Source organism: Phycisphaeraceae bacterium (genome assembly GCA_019636655.1).
In the GTDB taxonomy this organism is placed as follows: domain Bacteria; phylum Planctomycetota; class Phycisphaerae; order Phycisphaerales; family UBA1924; genus JAHBXB01.
On record JAHBXB010000002.1, the window covers coordinates 863,755 to 889,657 of the forward strand.

Here is a 25,903-nt window from a genome sequence, read left to right on the forward strand (position 1 = left end):
GGCGGCGATTCACTGCCGAATCAGCTCCCGCACATCCGCGTACTCGAACACCTCTTCGGGCTTCTTCAAGCCCCGGCTCACCTGCCAGGTGCACCATTCGCGCCGCACCATCTCGTATTCGTCGTCCAGCGCGCGGGCGCGGATCACGAGGTTCTCCACCGTGATGCTCTGGTTGGTCCTGCCCGTTTCGTCGAACATGTCCAGCGAGCGACAGAGCGAATCGGCGTGCGCCGCGAGGATCTGCGCCCGGGCCCTGATGTCCGCCTTCTCCGCCTCCGGGACCGGGGCGGCGTCCACGTCCACCTGAACCCAGTGCGCCAGGTGGCGAGAGACCCCGATGCTGCCCGCTACGGGCAGCGTCGCCATCAACGCCGCGGTCTCTTTCGATGACGACGTCTGGCACCCTGCCGAAGCGACCAGCACGCCACACACCAGAACGATCATGCACGCGGGGCGCATCGTCGACCCTCCGGGAGGCACCGCCACAGAATACCCCGCCGCGCCGCCCCTCCGTCAAGCCCCCGCCGGCGCAAAGAGCGTCGCCCCCGACCCTTCCAAATCCAGCAGGAACCGCTTGCGGTGCAGCCCGCCGGCGTACCCATGCAGCCCGCCCTGCGAATCGATCACCCGGTGGCACGGGACGACGACCGCGATCGGGTTGGCGCCGTTCGCCGCCCCCACCGCTCTCGATGCCCCCGCATCACCCAGCCGCCGCGCGATCGCGCCGTACGTCGTCGTCGCCCCGTGCGGAATCCGCAGCAACTCCCCCCACACCCGCCGCTGAAACGCCGTCCCCCGCGCCGCCAGCGGCACGGTGAACTCGACGCGTCCGCCGCGGAAGTACTCCTCCAGTTCCCCGGCCAGCGCATCGGTGATCGGCGTCGCCCGCCGCTCCACGGCAGCAGCCACCCCAGCGCCCGCGGCGATCCCCTCGATCGCCCGCTCCACCGGCCCGTCCACGAACCACGCGTGCGTCACGCCCGCATCCGTCGCCCCCAGCACCATCTCGCCGATGGGCGACTCGCACACACGCACCGCGATCTCGTTCACGGCTCCATTCATCTCGATCACCTCCGCCGCGCCAGCGTGTACCACGCGAACAGGTCCGCAGCGACCTCCTCGCGCGTCTTGCCCTCGCTGAAGCCGAGCGCCATCCAGTAGTCGATCGCCGCATCCGTATCCACGACGTCGTACGCGAGCACCTCGAACCCCGCCTTCTCCATCTCTTCTTTCGCGAACGGGCACTGTCCATCCGCGTGCGGCAGGTAGGGCTGATCCGGGGGGGCCTGGGCCGGCGACAGGTTGTAGATCAGGAACAGCCCCCCGGGCCGCAGCGCATCGTGCACCGCCTTGAGATACTCCGCATCGCTCACCCCAAGGTGCACCAGCCGCCTTGGGTCCGCCTCGCGCGCTGGGTGGATGTAGCCGCGCTTCAGCACGTTCTTCGATACGAACAGGTCGTATTCGCCTCCCTCCGCCACCGCTTCGACAATCCCCTCCTGCGCCGGCCACTGCCCCAGCAGCAACCTCAAGCGCCCCGCCGGAGCCCCGCCGACGCCGGCGACCTCCCCCGTGTCCCCCGGCCCCGAGTACAACGCCGCGAGCACCGGCTCCACCTCCACCCCGGTCACATCCGCACCCAGCGACGCCAGCATCCGCAGGTGCCCGATCGACCCGTACCCGAAGTCAAGCACGCGATTCCCCGCCGGAACAAATCCGTGTTCCGCTGCCACATCCAGCGGTCTCGCGTACATCAGGGGCGAGCCGTACGCCGTGTAGTAGAAGAACCGCGGATCGCACACCCGCGCGGTCAGTCCTTCGCGCTTCCCCTCCGCCATCGCCTCGTACTGCTCCTCCGTCACCGCCACGCCCCGGTCCCGGTCGCGGTACACCACCCGCATCGGCGTCCGCGGCAGCGACCCCGCCGCGTCCAGGAACGACCGCGCCGCCTCCGTTTTCGCCAGCGGCTTCAGCGCCCGGGCCTCGCGCACCAGGCTCTCGTGAACCTCCTCCGGCGTCGGGGCCGCCGGCTGGCTCGCTGCGGCCGGTTTGGAGGGCGTGGCGGGCGGCGCCGACGAGGGCTGCGCCACGCTCATCAGACCCGCCAGCAGTGCCACGACTGTGTTCATGAGGTCACTCCGATCACTCCCCGAAGGCTACCCCGCCGCCACCGCGTCCGCCTCGATCTCGATCAGCATCCCCGGATCGATCAAGGCACTCACCTGCACCATCGCTGTTGCCGGCGGGTGCGCGGCGAACGCCTCCCGGTGCGCCCGCGCAAACTCCTCTCACCGCGAGATATCCGTGACATACATCCGCGTCCGCACCACCCGCGACTGGTCCGCCCCGAGCCCCTCCAGCGCCACTCGGATGATCTCGATGCACCGCCGCGCCTGCAGGTATCCATCCCCCGGGCTCGTCGCCGTCCGCGGCGACACCACCCGCCCATCCTCCCCGATCCCGGTCGTCCCCGTCACCGCGATCAGCCCGCCGCCCGCCCCAGCGACCTTGATCGCGCGGCAGTACCCCACCTTCTCCTCCCACGGAGCACCCGACGACACACGCTGGAACGTCTCCATGGGACCTCCATTTCGAGCCGGCTCATGACTTGTGAACCAAAGTCTTCGTGCCGTGCTCTCATCGGACGACGGACAGTACATCAAGAGAAGGCACGGCAGCATGCCCCGAGTGCGGCGCGGAGCGATAGGGCGCCGTCCTTGCCGCCTGCGCCTGCAATCCCGCATCCGCGACCCGGTATACCGCCATGACCGCCCTTCGGTCATCCGAGCCCTCCCGTGCCCCACGACCCTCCATGCCCCGCCCGCCGGCCGCCCCCGCGGTGGCCCATCCCGGTCATGCTCTCGCTGGGCATCTCGCTCCTTACGATCATGGCCTTCGCAGCACTTCAGGCGCGCGTGGTCGAGCATGCAGCCTTGAACTCCGAGCAACTCGAACAGGGCACAACCCTGCCGAGTCCATCCTGGATCGGCGCTCGCGTGCAGCGTCTGGCCCCGGTTGTCGGCTCAAGCTACGGCAGGCGCCCGAAGTTCCCTTCCGCCGACCTCCGCGACCACCTCGCCCGGCATTTCGTCTGCATCGAGCCCGCATGCGGGCGAATGTGGCAGCCGCACGACCCGACCAAGACCGTGTGGATCTATCGCCCTCGCGCAGGCGAGCTGGACACCCTGGGCGTCCCCCTCCTCGCCGGCGCCGCCGGGGCCTGGGTCGGTCTCTGGACATCCCGGCGGCTCCGACCCAGCCGCGCCAGACCTGCAACGCTCGTCGCCTTCCTTGCCGCTCTCCTCTTCGGAGCCGTCGGCTGGTACCTCTCCTTTGATCGTTCCCTCGCGACCATGCTCGATCCTTCCGCGATTGCCCCGTCGCCATGGCTTGCATTCATCCTCGGGCTCCTGAGCGTTCTCTCCGGATTGGGAGTGGTCTTGCTGGTCGTCCGCGTATTCCGTCGTGCGCCGCGCGTCCGCACGCACTGCCCGGCCTGCCGGCACCCGCTCGCCGCTCCGTCGCACCCCGGCGCGGCGGTCATCTGCTTCGAATGCGGGCTCGATCCGGCCGCGTGGCCGAGCCTCCCTCGGCGGCTGGTCGCGACCGCTGTCGCCGGTCTGGGCTTGTGGTGGATCCGCATCTGGCTCTGGACCCTGGCTGGCGTCGTAGCCGCGGCGGCCATCTGGTCCGCGATGCACGACCGAGGCTACTGGCCGAAGACCCTGCCCACACTGACGCGTCACTGGGAGGCATTCAGGGCATGGACGCTGTGGGACGCTGCAACCTCCAGCCAGGTTCGCCAATGGCCGGGCGTGCCCAGCATGTCCATCCTGATCTGGCCCGAGCAATTGTGCGTGCTCGCCGCCGGGGAATCGCCGCCATCGGTCGCCACTCCGCGGGAGGTTCGAGTCATCACCGGCGCCTGCCCGCGAACCTCGGACCCGACCGTGCCCGGCAACTGGACGTTTCAGCCGCTGATCATCAGCGCCGCGCGCAAGACGATCTCAGTGTCCCCTGGCGCCCCCATCACCATCTGGCTCCAAGACAACCCTACTCATACGTGGAGCCACGAGGGCCCACTCGAACTGGTACTCCTGAACGACCTGCCGGGCAGCGGCCCCCTGGCCGCGCACATTGCCCAACTTCTCGATTCCGAGCCCGCCGAGCAGCCGCCTAGTCCCGCCGCGCCCGCTTCGCCCTGAACTTTGCCTGCAGCGTCTCCGCATCGAAGTCCGCCGACACCTGCCCCGTCGCCGCGTAGCGGTAGATCGCCGCGAGGATGATCCCTCCCAGCGCCGACAGGATCAGCCCCGTCGCCACCATCAGGACCAGCGACACCGCGGCGCCGATGATGACGGGCACCGCCGAGTTCATCGCCACGCTCCCCGCGATTCCCAGCCCCAGCGGGAGCAGTGCGATCAGGTACCCCAGCATCCCCGCCACGCCCAGCCCCACGTTCGCCACCAGCGATTCCCCCCACGTCTTGCGGATCACCGCCGTCGACCGCTTCACCGCCTCGATCGGCCCCAATCCCTCCACCACCAGCACCGGCACCACGAAGTACGTCGCCACCGCCCACGCCATCCCCACCAGCGAGATCACCAGTTTCCCCAGGAACCCCGCCCGCTCCGAGATCATCTTCAACACCACCCCCACCGTCGCGGCGACCAGCGCCCATCCAAGGATCTGCGGCAGCCGCGCCACCGCCACCCGCATCCCATCCCCGAACGACGTCTCCTCGCCGTTCATCCGGTGGATGGCGCACGCCACCAGCCCCGCGTTGAAGAACGAGATCACGAAGAAGTTCGCGAAGTAGAACAGGAACACCCCGAGGTAGTAGACCGGGTTCTGCGCCGCGGCTTCCCGCTGCTGCCGCGTTGTCTCGCCCGCCGCGGAGAAGTCGATTGTCAGCAGCACCGGGATCGCGAACGATGCCAGCACCAGCAGGCACGCCACCGACGAAACGATCGGGAAGAGCAGCAACTGCTTGTCCCGCCGAAGCACCCGCGCGCTCTGCTTGGTCAACGCCCACGACCGTGCCATTCGCTCGAACATTCGCCATCCTCCACGCACGCCCCCCGGCCACACAGAGTACCCGATCATTGGTACGGCACCCGTCGGGGTTTTATGCACACAAATCGGCCGATCACCTTGACCATCTGGAACTGGACGATATAGTTGTTGCAACGACTATTGGTCCGGAGCCGGAACAATGACCCCCTCCACCCCCACCTCCCTCCAGCACGAACTCGGCAAGCGGGCCCCCTTCGACTCGCCCGCCCACGAGGCCGCCCTCAACATCGTCCGCACCGCCGCGGCTCTCTCGTGCGACTTCGCCCGCCTCTTCAAGCAGTTCGGCCTCTCCGCCGCCTCCTACAACGTCCTTCGCATCCTCCGCGGCCACCACCCCGCCGGCATCGCCTCCCAGCAGATCGGCCCCATGATGGTCGCCTCCGTCCCCGATGTCACCCGCCTGGTCGACCGCCTGGCCGACGCCGGCCTCGCCGAACGCTGCCGCACCGAGCAGGACCGCCGCGTCGTCATCGTCCGGATCACCCGCAAGGGCCTCGACCTCCTGGCCCGCCTCGACAAGCCCGTCCACGCCATGCACGAATCGCAGCTCGGCCACATGACCCACTCCCAACTCGCCACCCTCAGCGACCTGCTCGTCATGGCCCGGCAGGCCCCCGGCGCCGGCGAGCCCGACACCACCCGCGAACCCTGAATGACCCCTGATCCCCCCGTCGCCAACGCCCGTATCGCCATCGCAGCATATAGTTGTTTGAACAACTACTGAAGGAGACCCATCATGATCCAGATCCGCAAGAGCGCCGACCGCGGCCACTTCGACCACGGCTGGCTCAACACCTACCACACCTTCTCGTTCGGCCGCTATGTCGACCGCGACCACATGGGCTTCCGCTCCCTCCGCGTCATCAACGACGACGTCGTCGCCCCGGGCCAGGGATTCGGCGAGCACCCGCACGAGGACATGGAGATCCTCACCTACATCATCTCCGGCCAGCTCGCCCACAAGGACAGCACCGGCACCGCCGAGGTCATCCGCCCCGGCGACGTCCAGTACATGTCCGCCGGCACCGGCATCCGACACAGCGAGTTCAACGCCTCCACCACCGACCCGGTCCACCTCATTCAGATCTGGATCCTCCCCGACCGCGTCGGCCACACCCCCGCCTACGGCCAGAAGCACTTCCCCGTCGAGCAGCGCCGCAACCGCCTCCGGCTCGTCGCCTCGCCCGACGGCGCCGACGGTTCCATCACCATCAACCAGGACGCCCGCGTCTACGCCGGCCTCCTCTCGGCGGGATCGACCATCGAGCACCCGATCGCGGCGGGCCGCGCCGCCTGGGCGCACCTCATCAAGGGCTCGGTCGCCGTCAACGGCCTGGTCCTCTCCCCCGGCGACGCCGCCGCGATCGAGGCCGAGCCCGCCGCCAGGATCGTGGCCGAAAACAACGCCGAACTGCTGGTCTTCGACGTCAAATGACCGCTGTTTCGCGAACATCGGGCCAGGTTTCCCCCGCCGCGGGCCTCCCCCAACGCATCATAAGAAGAACCGGGCACCCGCCCCATACACAAGGACAACCGCCATGGCAGCCAACATCCGCAGCCGCGTCGAGAGCCTCCAGGAGTGGATCAAGCAGGGCAAGATCCTCGAGGCCATGAACGAGTTCTACGACCCCGACGTCTCCATGCAGGAGAACGCCGGAGCCCCCACCGTCGGCCTCACCGCCAACATCGAACGGGAGAAGCAGTTCCTCGCCCAGGTCAAGAAGTGGAAGGGGTACACCGTCACCGCCCTGGGCGTCGGCGACAACACTACGTTCGTCGAGAACATCATCGAGTTCGTCAACACCGCCGGCCAGGATGTCCGCCAGATGCAGGTTGCCGTGCAGCGGTGGAACGACGCCGGCAAGATCACCAGCGAGCACTTCTACTACGACGCCTCGAAGAAGTAACGCGTCGTGCATCCAGCGCTGCCCCCGGCAGTACAGTCCACTCCGCGTCCGGCACGGTGTCGGGCCCGTTTCCACGAACATCCCCGCATCCCGCAAGGAGTCCTCAGACCATGAACAAGGCACTGCTGATCGTTCCCGTCCTCTCGCTCGCCGCTGCCGGCGCCATGCTCGCCGGAGCCGGCTCACCCGCCGCCCCGGCGGCCCCCGCCACGACCGGATCCGCTGAGGCCTTCAACGTCGACCCCGTCCATTCGACGGCGATCTACCGCGTCAAGCACCTCGGCACCTCCTACTCCTACGGCCGCTTCACCGACATCTCCGGCACCTTCCTCCTCGACCCCGAGAACCCCGACAAGAGCGTGATCGACGTCACCATCAACACCGAGAGCATCGACAGCGGCAACCAGGGCCGCGACAAGCACCTCCGCTCCCCCGACTTCTTCTCCGCCAAGGAGTTCCCCACCATCACCTTCAAGAGCACCGGCGTGAAGAAGACCGGCGATACTTCCTTCGATGTCTCCGGCGACCTCACCCTCCGCGGCCAGACCAAGCCCGTCACCGTCTCCGTCGACCTCACCGGCACCGGCAAGGGGATGCGCGGCGGCGAACTCGCCGGTGTTGAATCCAAGTTCACCGTCAAGCGCTCCGACTACGGCATGACCTTCCTCCCCGAGGCCGTCGGCGACGAGGTCTCCCTCATCGTCTCCCTCGAGGGCGGCCGCAAGTAGGTCTCGCCCCCACTCGACCCACCGCGCCGGCCGGGGCAAACCGCCCCCGCCGTCGCTTCTTTGAGCCTCCGGAGCGCCCATGGACCCACAGATTCTCAAGCAGATCGCCCTCGGCATCGTGCCCCCCGGCCTCGCCGGCGCTGCGCTCTTCCTCGCCCTGTTCCTCCCCACAGCCCGGGCCCCCAAGGCCGCCCGCTGGCAATACGCGGCCGCCTCGATCGGGCTTGCCGTGCTCTACATCGCCTTCCATGCCTGGCTCCTGGGCGGTGTGAACCTCCCGCCGGCCCGGTCCACCGACTGGCTCGCCATCTCCGCCATCGCGGCCGCGGTCGCCGCGCTCCCATCCGCCCTCGGTGCGCCGGGCCTCGCCTCGTGGCCGACCAGGATCGCCGCCCTCGCGCTGATCGGCTTCGTCAGCGCCCGGGGCGTGACCGACTCCTGGCCCATCGGTCAGCGCATCGCCCTCATCGCCGCCTTCGCCGCGGCGGCCTGCGTCGTCCTCTGGCTCCTGGAATGGACCGACCGCAGGATCCGCGGCCCCGTTCCGGTCATGCTCGTCTCGCTGCTGGCCCTCGGCGCCAACCAGGTGCTGGTGCTCGGATTCCACAGCCTGCTGCTCTCGCAGTCCGCCGGGCTCTGCGCGGCGCTGATGGGCGGCGCAGCGCTGGTCGCGCTGCTGCTCACCTCCATCTCGCTCGCCGGGGGCATCGCGGTGGTGCCCGTCATGATCACTGCCGCGTCCCTGTTCCACGGCCTGCTCTTCACCGAGACCGACCACGGCCTCCTGCTGGCGGGCCTTGTCGCCGCGTCCCCGCTGGGTGCTGCTATCGGCTGCCTCGGCAGGCTCGGGCGGATCAAGGGAATCGGCGGCGGACTGATGCGACTGGCGTTCGCCGCCGCGCCGATCGGCGCCGCGATGATCATCATCCTGCTCACCCAGGAATCGCCGCAGTACTGACGGGCTAGCGCGTGCAGCGATACACGAACGCGGGGGGAACGTTGGCCCAGACGACTTCGGAGATATCCACCCTCGCGAACAGCCGGCGCACCTCGCGCCGGAAGTGCCGCCCGCCGGGGACCAGCGGGGTAAGGTGATACGCGAATGTCACCAACTGCCCGCCGGGCCTGAGCGCGCGGTGCGCGGCCTCGAGGATCGTCGTGCGCAGCGAGTCGCTGAACACCGTCCACGGAAGCCCGGAGAGGATGTAGTCCACCCCGCCGCGACCGGCGGCGTCCCCCACGCCCAGCGCCTTGCAGATCTTCTCGATGTGCGCCGCGTCCTCGACGATCACGTTTGCCGCGGGGCACCGCGACCGGACGACCTCAGCGAGTTCCGGCTGCCGTTCCACGGCGAAGAACCGCGTGTGCGGGCCGATCGAGTCCAGGATCTGCCGGGTGAACACGCCCGTGCCGGGCCCGAACTCGACGACCGCTGAGGCATTCTTCAGATCAAGCCCCGAGACCATGCGTTTGGCCAACCGGGTGGACGATGGGGCGATCGCGCCGACCACGTTCGGGCGGCGGAGGAACTCGGCCAGGAACCGCCGCTTCCCTCCGCGGGGCTTCGCACCCGGCTTTGTGGACTTGGGGTGCGCGGCGGCGTGGTGCGATGGCGGCTTGGTCGACGTGGTCACCTCATGGAACTCCTGGCGGGAAGGGCTAAGCGTAGCGGATGGCGTTTGCCCGTGTGCGGCCGCGGGCCGGATGGTCTTGGTTTGTTGGGACCATGGGCAACCTGGTTGCGGTCAGGCCGGATCATGGGGGTCCCGGCGGGCCGCGGCGGCCGTGGCCGAGGGATCCATCGAGATCGCCGCATCGGCCGGCAGGATGACGGTGAACGTAGCGCCCCGCCCCTCGCTGGACTCCACGCGGATGCGGCCGTGGTGCTCGTCGATGATCCGCTTCGTTACCGCCAGCCCCAGCCCGGTGCCGCGGAGCCCCTTGGTGGTAAAGAACGGCTCGAAGATCTTGCGGTGATTCTCCGCCGGGATTCCCGGCCCGTTGTCGATGACACTGATGTGCACCTCGGGCCGCCCCGCGCCGCCCCCCGCGGCCCCTGCGCCCTCGCCTGGACGCGGCCCCGCGCTCCCGGCGTGGTGGTAGGTTGCGCGGACCGTGACGGCGCCCCGCTTGGTCTCCACCGCCTCGACCGCGTTGCCCATGAGGTTGATCAGCGCCTGGTGGATCAGGTGCGGGTCGAGCGCGATCGGCGGGATCTCCGGGTCGGCGTCGACGATGAGCGCCACACCCTTCGCGACGCACTGGTCCGTGAGCAGCTGCGCGCACTCGTCGAGCAGCGCGGCGACCTTCGTGAGCTCGAACTCGGGCCGGCGCTGGCGCGAGTAGGTGAGCATGTTGAGCGTGAGCCCCATGATCCGCTCGAGGTTGCGCTTCAGGATCCCCCAACCCCCCTTGGCCACCTTGAGGTCGTCCTTCTTGAACCCCAGCTCGACAACGTCCGCTCCGCCGCGCATCCCCTGCAAGATGTTCTTGATGGAGTGCGACAGACTGGCGACCGTCTCGCCCATGGCCGCGAGCCGCTCGGCCTGAAGGTTGTGCGAGAACAGCTCCAGGTTGGCGAGCGCCAGCCCGGCGTGCTGTCCGATCGCGTTCATCAGCGCCAGCTGCTCGGGGGTGAACGTGTAGTTGGCGATCGAGGAGTCGATGTAGATGACCCCGAAGTTCCGCTCGCGGAAGCGGATCGGCGAGCAGATGGCCGAGCGGATCGCGAACCGCTGCACGCTGTCGCCCGCCGCGAAGCGCCGGTCCTGCATCGCGTTGCTGGAGAGGACGCCCTCGTTGCGGCGCAGCGCGTGCTGCAGGATCGTCCGCGAGACCTCGATCTTCGCGTCGTCTTTGTGCGCGGGCCGCGTGGCGTACTTGACCACCGAGGGGCGCGGGCCATTGGGGGCCGAGATCCCGTCCTCGAGAACGATGAACCCTCGCTCCGGCCGGAACTCGTTGAAGACCAGCTCCATGACGCCGGTCAGCAGCGAGTCGCGGTCCAGCGACTGGCTGGTGAGGGTCGTGAGCTGGTAGATGACGCGCAGGTGGTGCACCGCCGCGGATCGCGGCTCGGGCTCGGCGAGGATGACCGAGTCCTCGTTGGACGCCATGACCCGCTCGACGTTCGACTCCATCGCGTCGGGGCGGAGGATGCGGATGACGTCGATCGGCTCCTCGTCGCCCGGACCCGCCCGGCCGAAGACAAACAGCGTCGAGCCGGTGCGGACCTGGTCGCCCGGCTTGAGCCGCGTCCGCTCGCGGATCCGCACGCCGTTGACCCACGTGCCGTTCTGCGACTGCAGGTCGCGGATGAACCACTCGCCCGAGTCGGGCGTCAGCTCGGCGTGCCGTCGCGACACGGTCGTGTCGATGAGCGGGAGCGCCTCCGAGGATCGCCCCACGAGCTGCGGCTCGTTGGGCGGAAGCTCGAACTTCTTGCCCTTGTCGGGGCCCTGGATGACGGTGAGAACGAGCACGCGGAGTACCGTAGCGGGGATGTGGGCGCGGGATCAGCGATGCCGAGGATTGTCGTCCATGCTCGGGGGAAGCAGGCGCAGCCGGCGGAACAGGTACAGCGCCACGACGGCGATCACGACCAGCACCGCGCAGAGGACCGCGAACCCCCACGTCGAGTTCACGCCCGGGATACCGCCGACGTTGACCCCCAGCAGGCCGGTGATGAACCCCAGCGGAAGGAACAGGCCGGCAAACAGCGAAAGCATGTACATGTTGCGGTTGAGCTGCTCCGCGAGGCGGCCGACCAGTTCCTCGTGGATCACGACCTCGCGGTCGCGGAGTTCGTCCAGGTCCTCGACCAGCCGCGTGACCCGGTCGGCGGACTCTCGGAAGTGGGACCGCTGCAGGTCCGTCATCCACGCCGACTGCTCGGCCGCAAGCGCGAGCAGGGCGTCACGCTGGGGCGCCAGGTAGCGCCGGATGGCGATGACGCGGCGCTTGAGCCCGGCGATCCGGGAGCGCAGGCCGTCCACGGGCCTGGTGGAGACCTCTTCCTCCAGGTCGTCCGTTTCCTGGTCGATCCGGTCCAGCACCGGCGCGATGCGGTCGGTGAGCCCCGCGGCCAGCTCGACCAGGGCCTCGCCGGGGCTCCCGGGGCCGTCGCCGGCCTCGATCTCCGTCCTCATGGCGTGGATGGTCTGGACGTGGGGCGTGCGCAGCGTGATGAACCGCCGCGAGTCGCACCAGACGCGGACCGAGATCATGTCCTCGGGCTCGGCGCCCGCGTTGAGATTGACCCCGCGGAAGACGACGACGATCCCATCCTTGCGGCGGAGCACCCGCGGGCGGGCGTCCTCGACCAGCAAGGCCTGGAGAGCGATCTCATCGATCGCGGCGGAGTCGGCGAGCCAATCGTGCGTCCGGGGGTGGCGGAGTTCGCGGTGGTGCCAGGTCCATTCGCCGTCGGCTAGAGACGAGGGCGGCCCGGCGTGGTCGGCATCGCGGCACGATCCGTCGGGCCCGATGCGCATCTCGAAGATCCGACCGTCGGCGGACGCGGGGGCGGCGTCGTTCACGTGGCCTCCCTCGCGTTTCCATGCCGCAGCGTCCTTCTGATGGCGACCACGGCGACAATGACTACCGGCGAACCGATCGTGTGGGGGCGATTCTCGATCTGGACGAAGGGGAAGTCCCGGATCCGGCGGAGCGTCTCGACCACCGAGTTCGTCGCGGATTCGACGGAGACCGCGGGGGCTGGGCTCATGGTTGGACTGTATGCGGAAGAGGCGCCGCGGCGTGCCCGGCGGTGCGCCGGGCGCAGCGCCCGCCGCGCGCGATCGCGCTAGACAAGCACCAGGCTGACCTCGTCGCACGCGAGGTACCGGTCCGTCTCCGGAGAGGATCGCGTGCCCGTGATGACAAAGCCGTTGCCGGTGAGCACGCGGATCGAGGCGGTGTTCGTCGCCGCCGCGGTGGCGTGCAACGGACGCAGTGACACACCCTCGCTCTCGGCCTCGGCCAGCAGCAGCGCGAGGGCTCGGGTCGCGATCCCGCGGCCCCAGTGCGCGCGGCCCAGGCCGTAGCCCACCTGGCGGTGGCCGTCGCGGAGGTGGCACCCGATCGATCCGCAGAGGACGCCCCCCCGCCCGTCCCCTTCATCCGCGAGGATCACTTTCCGGAAGAGGTCCGGCCCGGCACCCGCCGCGCGATCGTGAAAGATCTTCTCCCAGATCGCGTCGAAGGCCTCCCGGGTGCGGGGTTTGACCATCGCCATCGCGCACCAGGCGGGATCGCTCTCGAACGCAAAGAGGGTCGCGACGTCCTCCGGCTGGGCATCGCGAAGCGTCACGATGCACCGGGGCGCGGGCTGGCGGACATGTTGCGGGGTGCCGGGAGCGGGCATGGCGGCGCGAGTGTACGCGCCCGCGGCGCCGGGCCGGGAGCGGGACCATATAAAGCGGGGAGCGCCCGCTACGCCGCATCGCGCGAGCGCGAACGGGGAACCTCGGGGTGGCCGGGCTTGCTGCGGACGCCGCTGGCGGTGTCGGGCTTCTCGAGCCAGTCCTCGGCGTTGCTGAGGTTGAGTTCGCTGGGCATCGTCTTGCGGTAGCCCAGCAGGCGGACGACCTCGAGGACGTCGGTCCACGTGGGGAACATGCGCCCGTTGGCCTTCTTGAAGGCGTCGATGGCCATGATGAACAGGAACTGCTCGCTGGTCATCTCGCCTTCTTCGGCGGACTTGGTGAAATCGGTGCGGCGGCGGCCGGGTCCGCGGCGGCGCTCCAGGCCGGTGTCGGGCTCAGCGCCGGCGGGGACGCCCGCCATGCCGCCCGCCTGCTCGACTTCGAGCTGTCGGCGGTCAAGGCCCAGCCGGCGGTCGACCACGCTGCCCCAGGGGGCGACGTCCTTGCCGGACGAGGGCGAAACGGCGGGCGTCGCCGGTGCGGCGCGGCGTTCGCGGCGGACGTCGGCGCAGGCGCCGGAGCACTTGCCGTTGGACTTGTTGGTGCAGTTCCCGGACCCACCGGAGGACGTTTCGCGACCCATCAGCGCGGCTCCCTGCTTCCCGCCGCGTCCGGGGCTCCTCCCCCCCACTCACCCGCCCATTCACCCGGGCGGGCAACCCCCGGGATCGGGGGCAGCCCACGATGTGGGCTCAGAGATGGCGTGGACGCGGCCTAGAAGTCGTCGTCGTCCTCATCATCGTCCACGTCCTTGTCGAACGACTCCTCATCGTCGTCGTCTTCGAGGAAATCATCCTCCTCGTCGTCAATGTCGGAGTCTTCGTCAAACTCGGCATCCTCATCGCCGGCCCCGTCGTCGGCGAATCCCTCGTCCCCATCTTCCTCGTCGTCGTCGCGTCCCATGACGGGGACGGCGACGCCGATCGACCACTCGTTCGGCGCGACCTCGGAGCAGGTTTCGCGGAGCAACCCGAGCTCCGACTCCGTTGCCGTCAGCATCGCACTGGCCATGATCACACCCTCGTTTCCTTCGGACTTCGGCTCGTGAACGGGCATATCCGGGCCCGTCGCACCGAGTGTTCCCAGCGGCCGCCTCACCGACTGTCCCACCAGTCGGCGGCGTCCCGCCCCAGAATGGCGGTACACTACTCCCCTGCACGCCGGTGTCAACACGCCACCCGCCCTCCGTTGCGTTTTCCACGAACCGCCCACGAACCCCGCCGCGGGCCCCCGGCTCGCCCGATTCGATACCTCCTCAGATGATGCAAGGCTCCCCTTCAGCCTCGGCGCCGCCCTTGCCCCCCGAGGAGTTTCAGCCGGTGGCGTGCGTGCTGGCATTCCTGATCCCCGGGGCGGGGCACGCGTACCTGGGGATGTACCGCCGGGCGGCTCTGATCTTCGTAGGGGTGCTGGGGCTGTTTTTCGGGGGGATGCTGATCGGGGGGATCAACACGGTGGACAGGCGGGAAAACTTCGTGTGGTTCCTGGGGCAGTCGTTCGTGGGGCCGATCGCCTTCGGGGTGGACTACCTGCACGACACCGCTTTCAAGGTGTACGACCAGCACGCCCCCTTCGGGCGCAGGGCGGCCTACCCGTTTGAGATCCGCGACCCCCGCAGCGGGAACCCGGTGGTCGTGCGCGACCCGGTCACCCTGGCGCCGCGGGAGTTTGTCGACCCCGCAACCGGGCAGCGGCGAACGACGGCGGACACGGATCGCCCGCCGTACATCAAGTCGCTGGGGCGGATCAACGAGATCGGCACGCTCTACGCGACGATCGCGGGGATGATGAACCTCATCTGCATCATCGATGCGGTGTACCACCGCTCTCGACGCGCGGGCGCAGGGGGTGGGTTCTGAGCCTCGCCTTGATCACGCTCGCCCAGGCGGCCGGCGCGGCGGCGGCGCCCGAATGGGGGTGGCGGCCGTTCATCGATCCCATCGGGGCACACGGGTCGCTGTGGGGCGGATGGGTGTTCCTGCTGATCCCGCTGGCGGTGGGCATCGCGGTCGTCTACCGCGCGGTGCGGCAGCAGGACCTGGAATCACCCGGGACGATGCGCGACTACGTCGCCAACGTGCTGGCGCTGACGGCCCAGATCGTGGTGGCCATGTTCGCGCTCGGAGCGGCGACGTTCGTGCTCATCGAGGTGTACGTGCGGTTCATGGCGGACCACGCCTAGGCCATCGCACGCGCGGTCGGTCGTTCAGCCCGGACGGGCCGCGGGGTGGTCAGAGATCCCGGCGCTGGGCGAGGACTTCGTGACCAGCGGGCTTCGGGCGTAGAGCACCTCCCCATGCTCGCCGGTCCGCATGGTCAGGCCAAGCAGCCCGGGGATATCAACGTGGGTGAGCCGACGCGCCGCATCGAGCACGATGCGCACCTCTCCGGGGCCGACACGGGCGAGCACTTCGCAATCCTCGCCGGGATGCGGCCCCACGACCCGGCGCAGCAGGGCGTGCGCACCGGCGCCGCCGGGCTCGATCGTCCACTCCAGTCGCGCCGAGCCGGGCTGGCCCGCCTCGCCGATCTCCCAGGACACCCTCAGGCGCGGCAGGATGCCCGGCGCGAACGTCTGCCGCTCGATCGGGGCGCTGGAGTGGTGCGGCGCGGTGGTCATCACGGTTCCCTCAGGACACCCTCGACAGCAAGGTGGCGGCAAGCTGAAGGCCCTTGGCGTCCGCACCCACGAATCGCTCGGCAAGGCGGTCGATCGTCTGGAGCAACTCCAGCAGGGTGTCGAGCCGCTCGTTGTGCTCCGCGACGTCCGGCACGGGGGCGGGCCCGTCGGTCGCGGCGGCCCCGGTCGAGGCGGACCTGATCTGCATCGCCGCCGCCGCGCCCGGCGTCGTCAACTCGCGGATCTCGAAGAGCGACGCAAGGACAGGGTGGACCTCGCGGCGGAGCCGCTCGCGGATGATCTGGCGCGCGATGGCCCACACATCCTGCTCGGCCTGGAAGTACTCCTTGCGGTCGCCACGCTTGTGGAGCCGCGAGACGATCGACCAGTCCAGCAGCGCACGGAGCGACATCGACGCGTTGCCGCGGGAAATGTTGAGCCGCTCCATCACCTCGTCCGTGTTCATCGGCCGGCCGGTGATGTAGAGCAGCGCGTGGATCTCCGCCATCGTGCGCGAGATCCCCCACGTGGACCCCATCTGGCCCCACGCGGCGATCAGTCGGTCCTGCGCCTGGGTGAGGGTCGCGACAGAAACGTCGGAGCCGGCGGGCGTCATGCTCTCATGGTACTGGTGCGGAGCCGCAAGACAATCGATTTTCAGAAATATCTGAAAATATTGACCAATCGCGCAAGCCCTTATTCAAACGGATCTTAGACGACATCAAAAGATCGTCAGATCGGCGATTCCCGCCGCCCCAAGGACGCACGACACCACGCCGTTGAGCGTGAAGAACGCCATCTCCAGGCCCGCCTTGCCGCGGCGTTGAAGGACCACGTGCTCCGCCACCAGCAGGGCACCGACGAGCGCCACGCCGACCCCGAAGACAGGCCCGAGCCGCGCATCGCTCCGCCAGGCCCCGATGAGGCACGCGAGCGCACCGGCGTGGAGTGACCGCGACACCCAGATCGCCCGCGCCGAGCCGAGCCGGGCCGGGATGGAATGCAGGCGGTGCTCGCGGTCAAAGTCGACATCCTGCAGGGCGTAGATGACGTCGAACCCCGCGACCCACAGCAGCACCATCGCCGCGAGATAGAAGACCGCCGGCGTGTGGGCGAGCGCCGCGGGGTTCACCGCGAGCGCCGCGGCGATCGGCGACGCGGCGAGAGCGCCGCCAAGAAAGAGATGGCAGAGCGCCGTGAATCGCTTCGTGAAGGAGTAGAAGGCAATCCACGCCAGAACGGGAACGCAGAGCGCGAGCGGCCATGGGTTGCCGAAGGCCACCCAGAAGAGAGAACAGGCGCCGATGAACGCGGCCGCCGCCGCGAGAGTGAACAGCATGGCGTCGCGGAGCGGGAGGCGCCCGGAGGCCACGGCCCGCCGGGCAGTGCGCGGGTTTGCAGCGTCGATGCGGCGGTCGGCAATGCGATTGATCATCATCGCCCAGGTGCGCGCAAAGACCATGCAGACGACGACGAGGCCGAGTTGGAGCGAGAACGACTCCCAATGGATACGGGGGGAGGGGGCGTAGGCCGGGCCGAGCGCGGCCATGTCGTTGAGAGCGGTGCTGCCTGCCACTTCGTCCTCGCCCAGTTTCACAATGCGGTGTGGCGCGACGAGGAAGGCGCCGAGCAGGGCGAAGGGAAGGGCGAAGACAGAGTGCGCGAGTTTGATGTCCGCGGCGGCGAGGCGAAGACGGTCGAGGATGCTGGTGGTGGGAACGTGTGAAAGCGAGGTCATTGCCCAGCAGAATACGGGGTGTGGCCTCTCGACGCGCGCACTCAAAGCGACGTGCAAGTAGAGTGCTTGCGTGAGGCGTGTTTCCCAAGCGATGGCCGAGGGTGGAGCCTGATGATGCCTCGCCGCGGGATCACGCGGGTTGTGTTGCCGTTGCTGGCGGTGGGCGCGGCGGGCTATTGCGCAGGGCGACTATTCCTCCGGCCGTGAGGGGCGGATTTGTTAAACGGGCCTGGATGGCGGTTTTCGAGTTGTGACTCGGTTGCGACGGCAGGCGGGACGCCTGCCCCACCTGTGTTGCGGCCGGGGCGGCGGGGGTCCTGCACTGCGGGCAGGGATGGGCTGCGATCGCCACGCGAGGGTCGCGCTTGCCCAGGGAGGCTCATCGAGGCTGGTCGTTGTTCCGCACTGCGGATGCGCGCGGTGCGATGAGGGGGCTCTATTGGGATACGCGGGATGTGTGGCGGGTGTCGACTTTGAACGTGCGGCTTGGCATGTTGTACCTTCCTCCCTATCTGATCCTTCTGTTTTATTGGTTGTGTTTTCTCGTTTGGCACCGCCTCTTCAAGCTCGCACTCCTTTGCGGCTACTTGGTAGCGATGTCTGTGTTCATTCTGTACAGCACCGCCTCGAGGATGCGGAAATCATCTGGAGATCTCGCCGCGGAGCGGGTTCGGCGCGGCGTGTGTCCGGCGTGCGGGTATCGGATTGCCGGCCTGGGGCGCGAGGACGATGGGTGTGTGGAGTGCCCGGAGTGTGGGGGTGCGTGGGCGGGTGTGGGGGTCGCGGCGGGGTGACCGGGAGGCTCGGGCTTACGACGTTGGACCCGCTCTGGGGAGCGGGGGCCAGAGGATCCAGTCGCCGCGGGCGGTGTCGAGTTGTTCGAGTTCGTCGGGGGAGAGCGGCAGGGCGGCGCGGAACTTCTTGAGCAGGTACAGATCGTGGACGGCGGAGCGGCCGCGTTCGGTAGCGGGGGCGGCGGCGCCGTTGTCGGCCTGGTCGGCGCCGACGGAGTAGATGAGTGGAAGATCGCGGCCGGGGGTCGGGGGGAGGTAGCGCAGGGGTTGGCCGTCGAAGGGATCAATCGGGAGCGCGGGGAGGTAGGAGGGGACAACGTCGCTGAGCGCGGCGGGCCACTGGCCGGTGGCGAGGCGGGAGGAGGCGGCGGCGAGGAGGGCGAGCGCGGCGTCGCGGCGGGCGAGGAAGAGGTCGCGAGAGGCGAAGACGGAGGTGGCGGGGTGTCCGTCGATGCTCACGAGGGACGCGAGGAAGGGGACGGCGGTCGCGATGCCGGAGTTCATCAGGTCGGCGTACGCGCGGTCGCTGGTGCGCTGGTCGTGGCGCCAGGGCGAGAGCGAGTCGTCGACGGCGGCGGCGGCGACGAAGAGCCTGGCCTTGTCCATGATCTGGGCACGCGAGGGCATGATCGCGCTCTGGATGGGCTGGACGGCTTTGAGGAGCGGGAAGCCCCTGGGGCGGGCGACGCCGAAGTCGTCGTAGAGCCGGTCCATCGCGGGGCCGCCGATGAAGTGGCCGTCGCCGCGGCCGTTGTCGCTGAAGAAGCGCTGGAGGATGTCGTCGATGAAGAGGAGTTCAGGGGAGAGGTCGATCGGGATGCGGCCGCCGCCGCCGAACGCGGCGATGGAGTGCGCGAGGGCGCGGAGGTCGGCGCGGGAGAGCAGGCCGGGGCTGGCGGCGTGCTTCAGGACGGTGTCGACGGCGAGATCAGCGATGACGATTCCGACGCGCTTGCTGATCTGGAACTGCTCCTGCATCGCGTGCGTGGCAATGCCGAGGAGCGCCTCGATGTCGGCGAGGAAGCGGGCGCTGTCTTTGCGGGAGGCGGCGAGGGCGGCATCGGAGCGGAGCCAGCGGGCATCTCGTCGCATCTCGCCCAGGTGGGGGAGGAGGATGCCGACGACCAAAGGGTTCTCGGATTGGGGCTCGACGGAGGGATCGAAGGTGTAGGTGGGGTTGCTGACTTCCAGGGCCTTGCCGTAGTCGGGGTCCATGCCGGCGGAGTAGGTGCAACCGAGGACGGGGCGGGCCGCGGCTTCGCGGAGGGTGGCGAGGGCGGGGGCGTGGGCGTCGAGCCAGGCGACCATCAGGTCCCAGTTCTTCTCGCCGGGGCCGGAGGGGTCGCCGCCGTCGGCATCGGACATGAACTCGGGGATGGCGCCGAACTCCTTCTTGGCCTGGATGTAGAGGGGCCAGGCGCGCTCGGCGACGGGGGAACGGGTGACCTGAGCATTAAGTTCGCCCGCGATGTTGCGGGTGACATTGGGCGAGACGAGGAAGAAGCGGGCGCACAGGAGGGCATAGGTGACGGCGCAGGCGAGGAGGAACCACGCGGCGGCGCGGAGGGCGGCGCGGGAGGTGCGCCACCAGAGGGGGCGCAGGCGCTTGCGGGCGGCGGTGATGAGGCGGGCGGCGCGGCGCGGGTCGCCGAAGGTCGAGGCGAGATCGGCGGGGGAGGCGCCGGCGTCGATGCCGTCGAGGAAGTGGGCGCAGAGTTCGCGGGCGACCTCGGCGCGTTCGGTGTTCCAGAGGCGGCAGGCGGCGGTGACGGCGAGGACGAGGTCGGCGAGGGGCGCGGGGAGGGTGGAGGCGTGGACGATGGCCGCGGCGGAGTTGTCGGCGGGGCGGCGCTGGGCATCATCCGCGGCGGGGGCGGCGGTGGTGTTCATGCGGTCGCTCCGGGGGCGAGGCGGGCGGGGTCGAGGATGCCGAGGTTGGCCATGGCCTCGGCGAGGGCCTGCCACTGTCTGATGTCGGCGGCGAGGCGTTTGCGGCCCTTGTCTGTGAGGCGGTAGTACTTGCGGTCGCGGCCGGACTCGGCCTCGCGCCATGCGGCTTCGACGAGGCCCTTGGCCTCGAGGTTGTAGAGGAGTGGGTAGAGGGTGGACTGGCCCATGGCGAGGACGCCGTCGCTGCGCTGTGAGAGGGCCTCGACGAGCTGGTAGCCGTACATCTCGCCGCGGTGGAGGAGCTTGAGGACGGCGACGGGGCCGGCGCCGCGCATGAGTTCGCGTTCGATTCGCATGGGTGGGGTTCCGAGGGGGACGGTCGGGGTGTGGCCGCACATACTATGTGTAACGGGGTATATGAGTGGGATGCCGCGGGGTTGCGGGGGTTTCCCGGGAGGCGGAGGTCGGCTTGAATGGGAAGGAGGGGGCTCTGTAGGGGCGTGGCGAGGGGAGCGGGGTACAGCGGCGGGGTGTGATGGCCGATTCTGGGAGCGTCGCGGGCGGATTGGGGAGTTCTTGTTGGGCGCGGGGGCGATAACGTCGTGCTCGCGGTGCTACAAATCGATCGCGATGGGATGGGTGCGGGGGTGGAGTCGATGTTGGCCCACCTGTTCACGGAGCGGTGTTGACATGAGCAAGGACCTGACGATTGTCGTGACCGGGGCCGGCGGCTTTATCGGCGGCCACTTGGTGGATCACTTCCGGAAGATGGGGGTGAAGCGGATCAAGGCCGCGGACATCAAGCCGCTGGACGAGTGGTACCAGGTGTTCCGGGATGTGGAGAACCACGCGGGTCCGGGGTCTCCCAAGGGCGGCGGCGGGGACTGCCGGGACTTCAAGACGTGCCGGGCGCTGTGCCAGGGCGCGGACGAGGTGTACCAGCTGGCGGCGGACATGGGTGGGATGGGATTCATCGAGAACAACAAGGCGCTGTGCATGCTGAGCGTGATGACGAACACGCACATGCTGCTGGCGGCGCAGGAGGCGGGGGTGAAGAACTTCTTCTACTCCTCGTCGGCGTGCGTGTACAACGCGGAGAAGCAGAAGGACCCGCGGGTGACGGCGCTGAAGGAGGCGGATGCGTACCCGGGTCTGCCGGAGGACGGGTACGGGTGGGAGAAACTGTTCTCGGAGCGGATGTGCCGGCACTTCCGGGAGGACTTCGGGCTCAAGACGCGGGTGGCGCGGTTCCACAACGTGTACGGGCCGAACGGGACGTGGGAGGGTGGCCGGGAGAAGGCGCCCGCGGCGATCTGCCGGAAGGTGATCGCGGCGGTGGTATCGGGGCAGCACGAGATCGAGATCTGGGGTGACGGGACGCAGACGCGGTCGTTCATGTACATCGATGACTGCGTGAAGGGGATCAACCTGATCACGCACTCGGGGATCCTGGAGCCGATCAACCTCGGGTCGTCGGAGCTGGTGACGATCAACCAGCTGGTGGACATCGCGGAGAAGATCGCGGGGATCCGTCTGAACCGGACGTACAAGCTTGATGCGCCGCGGGGCGTGGCGGGGCGGAACAGCGACAACAAGAAGATCGTCGGGTACCTGGGGTGGGAGCCGGACACGCGCCTGCGGGACGGGATGGAGCGGACGTACCGGTGGATCTACGACGAGTTCACGGCGAAGTACAACGCGAAGTCGGCGCGGACGGTATCGGTGAGCACGTTCAGCCACGGGGCGAAGGCGATCCCGGGCGACGGGTACAACGCCGAGAGCCGGAACATGGACACGTGGCGGCAGGGGATCCCCGCCGGGTACGGCAGCGCCAAGGAGGCGAAGGCCAAGGCGAAGAAGGGCAAGCCGACGAAGGCGAAGTCGAACGGGAAGGCGGCGAGCGGCTCGAAGAAGGGTGCTCGCCGGGTGTCGAGCCGCAAGCGGGTCACGCGGCGGTAGCCCCCCGCGCCCCCACCACACCCCCTTGGATGTGACGGCCCCGCGGGCGTATTCGCGCGGGGGTTGTCGCGTTGGGCGGGGCCGGGCGGGGTGTGAGGGGGATGCAAGGATTCCCGGGCGGTTGCAGGCGGGGGAGGCGGCACAAACTGCACAGAGTCTCGGGGCTTCCAGGGCCGTGCATGGTCCCGCTTCCGTATGGATAGGAATATTGGGGGGATGGGAGGCTCGGCGGTCGGCGCGGGTTCCCAGCGGAGGTTGCACATGATCGGACGCACGCGGCTGGTGATGATGACGGTGGTGGCGGCGGCCGCAATGGCGGTGGGGTCGACGGCGGCGCGTGGGCAGACGGTGGGACAGGCGCAGAGCGCTGGGGAGCGTCCGTTCTCGTTGTACTGGCTGACCGGGTCGATCCAAGATGATGCGTGGGCGAACCGGATCGACTTCCGAGGGCTGCCGATGCGGCTGGATATCCGGTGCCTGGACCAGGGGGTGCTCGGGTACTACCCGTTCCCTGGGCCGCACCTGATTGACCAGGATCCCAACTACATGGCGCGGCACCTGCCGAAGGTGCGCGAGTGGACGCAGCGGCTGATCCCGGACCCCAACTACGACGGCCTTGTGTGGATTGACTACGAGATCTGGTGGCCGGTGTGGGAGTGGACGCCGGATGAGCCGAGTTCACCGGATCCGCTGGCCTACGACTATGACATCAAGTCGGATTGGCGCGAGCACATGCGCCAGAACCACGCAAACTTGCTGGCGGGGCTGAGCGCGGAGCAGCAGGAGCAGGTGATCATCGACCGGTACGAGCAGGTATGCAAGATGTTCTGGACGCAGACCATCCGCGAGGTCAAGATGATGCGGCCGCGGGCGAAGGTGGGGTTCTATTCGGCGCCGCCGGTGGGCTTTTTCTGGGCACTGAACGAGCCGGAACGGGTGCGGGAGATCAACGACACGAAGCTGGCGTGGCTGTGGGAAGAGTGCGATGTGCTGTTCCCGTCCATCTACCAGGGATGGGAGGCCGTCGAGCGGCCTGACGGTACCGCCTACGAGCGGGACCGGTTTATCGCGAATACGAACAAGGTACCGGCGATTGACAACGAACGGTGGATGCGGTTTCTCGTGGAAGAATGCAAGCGAGTCGCACGAGGCAAGCCGGTGTACGCGGTGATCTGGTCGAAGTACAACGGGCGGGATCCCGTGAATAACCCGCAGTTTGTCGCGGAGACGAACCTGAAGCAGATGGTCGAGATCCCCAAGGATGTCGGGGCGGACGGCATCGTTGTCTGGGACTACTTCTACAACTGGCAGCAGTTCCTGGACTTCCGGGAGTTCTGGAACACCAAGTATGGCCCTCGCCTGCTCTCAGTACTGGCGCCCGCCGAACGGGCGAATGTGAACTTCCGGTTCGACATGATCCACCGCACCTCGGAAGGCCGGACGCTGATCCTGCGCGATGCCGGCGCGCCGGCGCCGACTCCCGAGCCGCCGCCGGCGGGACCAGACGGGATGGTTCCGACTCGACTGGACCCGCAGAAGTTGAACCACTCAGCGCATCCTGGGAAGGTGGACACGCGCGTTCCCCAGCGGAGCACCCCGGGTGCGACCGCGCCTGTCGGCGCGGCGCCGCTGCCGACATCGGCTACCGGGGGCGGAGTGGATCGACCGCCAGTGGTGGTGCCCGCGAGTTCGCCGCGGCCGGCGGGGGATACGCCGCCCAAAGCCGGGCCTGTAGTGGTGGTGCCCGGGCAGACGAGCAAGGATTCGCTGCTGATCGGCCCGCTGGCCGGTGCAGACGGCCAGGTGACGATCGTCAAGCCGTAGCGGACCGGCACGGATTGCAATGGAAATGGCCGTTCGCGCGGGCGCGTGTACACTCAGCCGATGCCCGGGGCATTTGATTGGTCATCTCGGCGGGTGATTGTGACCGGGGGCGCGGGGTTCCTGGGGCGCGAGGTGTGCCGGCTGCTGCGCGAGCGGGGGCTGCCGGAAGCAAGCCTGGTGGTGCCCCGGCGGCGCGATTTCGACCTGACCTCCGAGGCGGCGGTGGGGCGGCTATACGCGGCGGCGTTCGGCGGCAGGCCGGCGGACATGGTGCTGCACATGGCCGCGGAGGTGGGAGGGATCGGGGCGAACCGGGACAACCCGGGGCGGTACTTCTTCGCGAACATGGCGATGGCGCTGCACCTGATCGAGCAGGCGCGGGCGGGAGGCCTGGAAGCGGGACGGGGGAAGTTCGTGCAGGTGGGGAGTATCTGCGCCTACCCTAAGTTCACACCAGTGCCGTTCCGCGAGGAGGAGTTGTGGAACGGGTACCCGGAGGAGACCAACGCGCCGTACGGGGTGGCGAAGAAGGCGGCGTGGCAGATGCTGGATGCGTACCACCGGCAGTACGGGATGCGGTGTGCTTATGTACTGCCGGTGAACCTGTACGGGCCGCACGACAACTTTGATCTGCACTCCTCGCACGTGATCCCCGCGCTGGTCCGCAAGTGCGTGGAGGCGAAGCGGCGCGGCGACAGGGGCATCACGGTGTGGGGGACGGGCGCCGCGTCGCGGGAGTTCCTGTACGTGGACGACGCGGCGGAGGCGATCGTACGGGCAGCGGAGGTGATGGACGATCCGACGCCGATCAACATCGGGGCGTCGTTCGAAATCACGATCCGGGACCTGGTGGGGCTGATCGTGCGGCTGACGGGGTTCGAAGGCGAGGTACGGTGGGACGCGAGCAAGCCGGATGGGCAGCCGCGGCGGTGCCTGGATACCAGCCGGGCGAAGTCGCTGTTGGGGTGGCAGGCGCGGGTGTCGTTCGAGGAGGGGCTCAAGCGGACGATCGAGTGGTACGAGCAGCGAGGATCGGCGGCAACCTGATGTGGTCCTGATGGACCGGAGACGGGACATGGCCAGTGTCGAGACGGGCTCTCGTTCGAAGGCGGATCAGGCATCGCCGAGTACGGCGATCCCAACGTTTGAGGAGTTGAGCCGGTCGTACAACTTCCAGACGTTGCCGAGCCGCCAGTTTGTGTTTGTCAAGCTGCTCCGCGACGAGATGGCGTTGCGAACGCGGCCGGTGCGGGCGTTGGACGTCGGGTGTGGCAAGGGCATACACCTGGACGCCGGGCTGTCCAAGCAGGTACGGGAGTCGGCGGACGAGTTGTACGGCATCGAGCCGGACCCAACGATCACGCCGGAGACGGGGTTGTTCGACCACTTCCAGCACGCCCGAATGGAGGATGCCGCGTTGCCGGCGGACCACTTTGATGTTGTGTTTTCGTCGATGGTCATGGAGCACGTTACCGATCCGGAGACCTTTCTCCGAGCGGCCCGGCGGTGCCTGAAGCCGGGTGGCGTGTTCATGTTCCTCACGATTAACGGCTCGCACTATTTTGCACGGCTGGCGAACCTTGCGCGGTCGATGCGGCTGGAGGAGGTTGTGCTGCGGCTGGTGCGCGGGCGCCAGGAAGTAGAGAGTTACCACTACCCGACGGCGTACCGGTTCAATCGCGCCAGTCAGATCGAGCCGGTGGCGCGGGGCCTCGGGTTCGAAGATCCGGAGTATGTGTTTGTGGAAGGGAACGGGCCGATCCACTACCTGCCGGGCCCGTTGCGGCTGTTGCTGTACGTGATGCATTCGAAGCGCCGGATCGTCCGCGATCCGCGGTGTCTTATGGAACTGATCTGCCGGATCCGGCGGCCCAAGTAGGTGCGGCCATTGGCTCGGTTGGTGCATTAGCGCGGGAGCGCGCGGCATCTTGCGCCTCTCGC

At 68.6% G+C, this 25,903-nt stretch carries 29 protein-coding genes; 12 read left to right on the forward strand and 17 right to left on the reverse strand.

Annotation, left to right across the window (positions count from 1 at the left end; all coding sequences use genetic code 11):
* Positions 1-9: 9 nt before the first annotated feature.
* The 4 genes from KF745_09070 to KF745_09085 all read right to left on the reverse strand — a co-directional run bounded on the left by KF745_09070 (position 10) and on the right by KF745_09085 (position 2,579).
* Entirely contained in the window at positions 10-459 is a 450-nt protein-coding gene (locus tag KF745_09070) for a hypothetical protein (GenBank protein MBX3358568.1), read from the reverse strand.
* A gap of 54 nt (positions 460-513) precedes the next feature.
* Positions 514-1,005, reverse strand: coding sequence for a methylated-DNA--[protein]-cysteine S-methyltransferase (locus KF745_09075; GenBank protein ID MBX3358569.1), 492 nt, complete (start codon positions 1,003-1,005; stop codon positions 514-516).
* A gap of 62 nt (positions 1,006-1,067) precedes the next feature.
* The gene (locus tag KF745_09080) at positions 1,068-2,129 is read right to left on the reverse strand and encodes a hypothetical protein (protein MBX3358570.1); all 1,062 of its coding nucleotides are present in this window, start codon (positions 2,127-2,129) and stop codon (positions 1,068-1,070) included.
* Between the two features lie 159 nt (positions 2,130-2,288).
* Entirely contained in the window at positions 2,289-2,579 is a 291-nt protein-coding gene (locus KF745_09085; GenBank protein ID MBX3358571.1) for a hypothetical protein, read from the reverse strand.
* Positions 2,580-2,795: 216 nt separating this feature from the next.
* Between KF745_09085 and KF745_09090 the strand changes: the two genes are divergently transcribed.
* Complete coding sequence (locus tag KF745_09090) at positions 2,796-4,205, forward strand: hypothetical protein (protein ID MBX3358572.1); 1,410 nt, start codon at positions 2,796-2,798, stop codon at positions 4,203-4,205.
* Here KF745_09090 and KF745_09095 read toward each other — a convergent pair.
* Entirely contained in the window at positions 4,177-5,058 is an 882-nt protein-coding gene (locus KF745_09095; GenBank protein MBX3358573.1) for a hypothetical protein, read from the reverse strand. The two genes, KF745_09090 and KF745_09095, sit on opposite strands and share 29 nt — an antisense overlap.
* 157 nt (positions 5,059-5,215) lie before the next feature.
* On the opposite strand from KF745_09095, the gene KF745_09100 reads away from it, so the two are divergent.
* From KF745_09100 to KF745_09120, 5 genes are all read left to right on the forward strand, one after another.
* The gene (locus tag KF745_09100) at positions 5,216-5,728 is read left to right on the forward strand and encodes a MarR family transcriptional regulator (GenBank protein MBX3358574.1); all 513 of its coding nucleotides are present in this window, start codon (positions 5,216-5,218) and stop codon (positions 5,726-5,728) included.
* An 84-nt stretch (positions 5,729-5,812) separates the two neighbouring features.
* The gene (locus KF745_09105) at positions 5,813-6,511 is read left to right on the forward strand and encodes a pirin family protein (protein ID MBX3358575.1); all 699 of its coding nucleotides are present in this window, start codon (positions 5,813-5,815) and stop codon (positions 6,509-6,511) included.
* A 103-nt stretch (positions 6,512-6,614) separates the two neighbouring features.
* Positions 6,615-6,983 carry a hypothetical protein gene (locus KF745_09110; protein MBX3358576.1) on the forward strand — a complete coding sequence of 123 codons (369 nt, stop codon included), beginning with the start codon at positions 6,615-6,617 and terminating at the stop codon, positions 6,981-6,983.
* A 110-nt stretch (positions 6,984-7,093) separates the two neighbouring features.
* Positions 7,094-7,711 (forward strand): YceI family protein, encoded by a 618-nt coding sequence (locus tag KF745_09115; protein MBX3358577.1) that lies wholly within the window; start codon positions 7,094-7,096, stop codon positions 7,709-7,711.
* Positions 7,712-7,790: 79 nt separating this feature from the next.
* Positions 7,791-8,669: a hypothetical protein gene (locus tag KF745_09120; GenBank protein ID MBX3358578.1), complete on the forward strand. Its 879-nt coding sequence runs from the start codon at positions 7,791-7,793 to the stop codon at positions 8,667-8,669.
* A gap of 4 nt (positions 8,670-8,673) precedes the next feature.
* Here the strand turns inward: KF745_09120 and KF745_09125 are convergent, their stop codons facing one another.
* The 7 genes from KF745_09125 to KF745_09155 all read right to left on the reverse strand — a co-directional run bounded on the left by KF745_09125 (position 8,674) and on the right by KF745_09155 (position 14,148).
* Positions 8,674-9,345 carry a methyltransferase domain-containing protein gene (locus KF745_09125; protein ID MBX3358579.1) on the reverse strand — a complete coding sequence of 224 codons (672 nt, stop codon included), beginning with the start codon at positions 9,343-9,345 and terminating at the stop codon, positions 8,674-8,676.
* Positions 9,346-9,456: 111 nt separating this feature from the next.
* Positions 9,457-11,193, reverse strand: a complete 1,737-nt coding sequence (locus tag KF745_09130; GenBank protein ID MBX3358580.1) for an FHA domain-containing protein — start codon at positions 11,191-11,193, stop codon at positions 9,457-9,459.
* Positions 11,194-11,226: 33 nt separating this feature from the next.
* Positions 11,227-12,249: a zinc transporter ZntB gene (locus KF745_09135; GenBank protein ID MBX3358581.1), complete on the reverse strand. Its 1,023-nt coding sequence runs from the start codon at positions 12,247-12,249 to the stop codon at positions 11,227-11,229.
* Positions 12,246-12,437 carry a hypothetical protein gene (locus tag KF745_09140; protein MBX3358582.1) on the reverse strand — a complete coding sequence of 64 codons (192 nt, stop codon included), beginning with the start codon at positions 12,435-12,437 and terminating at the stop codon, positions 12,246-12,248. Before KF745_09140 ends, KF745_09135 begins: the two co-directional genes overlap by 4 nt.
* Positions 12,438-12,515: 78 nt before the next feature.
* On the reverse strand, positions 12,516-13,076 hold the full coding sequence (locus KF745_09145; protein ID MBX3358583.1) for a GNAT family N-acetyltransferase: 561 nt from the start codon (positions 13,074-13,076) through the stop codon (positions 12,516-12,518).
* 68 nt (positions 13,077-13,144) lie between these two features.
* Positions 13,145-13,720 carry a hypothetical protein gene (locus tag KF745_09150; GenBank protein MBX3358584.1) on the reverse strand — a complete coding sequence of 192 codons (576 nt, stop codon included), beginning with the start codon at positions 13,718-13,720 and terminating at the stop codon, positions 13,145-13,147.
* Positions 13,721-13,851: 131 nt separating this feature from the next.
* Positions 13,852-14,148: a hypothetical protein gene (locus tag KF745_09155; GenBank protein MBX3358585.1), complete on the reverse strand. Its 297-nt coding sequence runs from the start codon at positions 14,146-14,148 to the stop codon at positions 13,852-13,854.
* A 248-nt stretch (positions 14,149-14,396) separates the two neighbouring features.
* On the opposite strand from KF745_09155, the gene KF745_09160 reads away from it, so the two are divergent.
* Positions 14,397-14,996, forward strand: a complete 600-nt coding sequence (locus tag KF745_09160; GenBank protein MBX3358586.1) for a hypothetical protein — start codon at positions 14,397-14,399, stop codon at positions 14,994-14,996.
* Positions 14,997-15,004: 8 nt separating this feature from the next.
* Positions 15,005-15,319 carry a hypothetical protein gene (locus KF745_09165; protein MBX3358587.1) on the forward strand — a complete coding sequence of 105 codons (315 nt, stop codon included), beginning with the start codon at positions 15,005-15,007 and terminating at the stop codon, positions 15,317-15,319.
* Between the two features lie 24 nt (positions 15,320-15,343).
* Here the strand turns inward: KF745_09165 and KF745_09170 are convergent, their stop codons facing one another.
* The 5 genes from KF745_09170 to KF745_09190 all read right to left on the reverse strand — a co-directional run bounded on the left by KF745_09170 (position 15,344) and on the right by KF745_09190 (position 20,535).
* A complete protein-coding gene (locus KF745_09170; GenBank protein MBX3358588.1) occupies positions 15,344-15,757 on the reverse strand; it encodes a hypothetical protein in 414 nt (137 codons plus the stop codon).
* A gap of 10 nt (positions 15,758-15,767) precedes the next feature.
* Positions 15,768-16,373, reverse strand: a complete 606-nt coding sequence (locus KF745_09175) for a hypothetical protein (GenBank protein ID MBX3358589.1) — start codon at positions 16,371-16,373, stop codon at positions 15,768-15,770.
* Between the two features lie 105 nt (positions 16,374-16,478).
* Positions 16,479-17,495, reverse strand: a complete 1,017-nt coding sequence (gene ubiA / locus KF745_09180; protein MBX3358590.1) for a putative 4-hydroxybenzoate polyprenyltransferase — start codon at positions 17,493-17,495, stop codon at positions 16,479-16,481.
* A gap of 809 nt (positions 17,496-18,304) precedes the next feature.
* Positions 18,305-20,179 carry a hypothetical protein gene (locus tag KF745_09185; GenBank protein MBX3358591.1) on the reverse strand — a complete coding sequence of 625 codons (1,875 nt, stop codon included), beginning with the start codon at positions 20,177-20,179 and terminating at the stop codon, positions 18,305-18,307.
* Entirely contained in the window at positions 20,176-20,535 is a 360-nt protein-coding gene (locus KF745_09190; protein ID MBX3358592.1) for a helix-turn-helix transcriptional regulator, read from the reverse strand. The genes KF745_09185 and KF745_09190 overlap by 4 nt, the downstream gene beginning before the upstream one ends.
* 334 nt (positions 20,536-20,869) lie before the next feature.
* Between KF745_09190 and KF745_09195 the strand changes: the two genes are divergently transcribed.
* The 4 genes from KF745_09195 (at position 20,870) to KF745_09210 (ending at position 25,841) form a co-directional block, all read left to right on the forward strand.
* Complete coding sequence (locus tag KF745_09195) at positions 20,870-22,138, forward strand: NAD-dependent epimerase/dehydratase family protein (protein MBX3358593.1); 1,269 nt, start codon at positions 20,870-20,872, stop codon at positions 22,136-22,138.
* A gap of 261 nt (positions 22,139-22,399) precedes the next feature.
* Positions 22,400-23,962: a hypothetical protein gene (locus KF745_09200; protein ID MBX3358594.1), complete on the forward strand. Its 1,563-nt coding sequence runs from the start codon at positions 22,400-22,402 to the stop codon at positions 23,960-23,962.
* Between the two features lie 60 nt (positions 23,963-24,022).
* Positions 24,023-25,009, forward strand: a complete 987-nt coding sequence (locus tag KF745_09205) for a GDP-L-fucose synthase (protein ID MBX3358595.1) — start codon at positions 24,023-24,025, stop codon at positions 25,007-25,009.
* Positions 25,010-25,037: 28 nt separating this feature from the next.
* Entirely contained in the window at positions 25,038-25,841 is an 804-nt protein-coding gene (locus KF745_09210) for a class I SAM-dependent methyltransferase (GenBank protein MBX3358596.1), read from the forward strand.
* Positions 25,842-25,903: the final 62 nt, after the last annotated feature.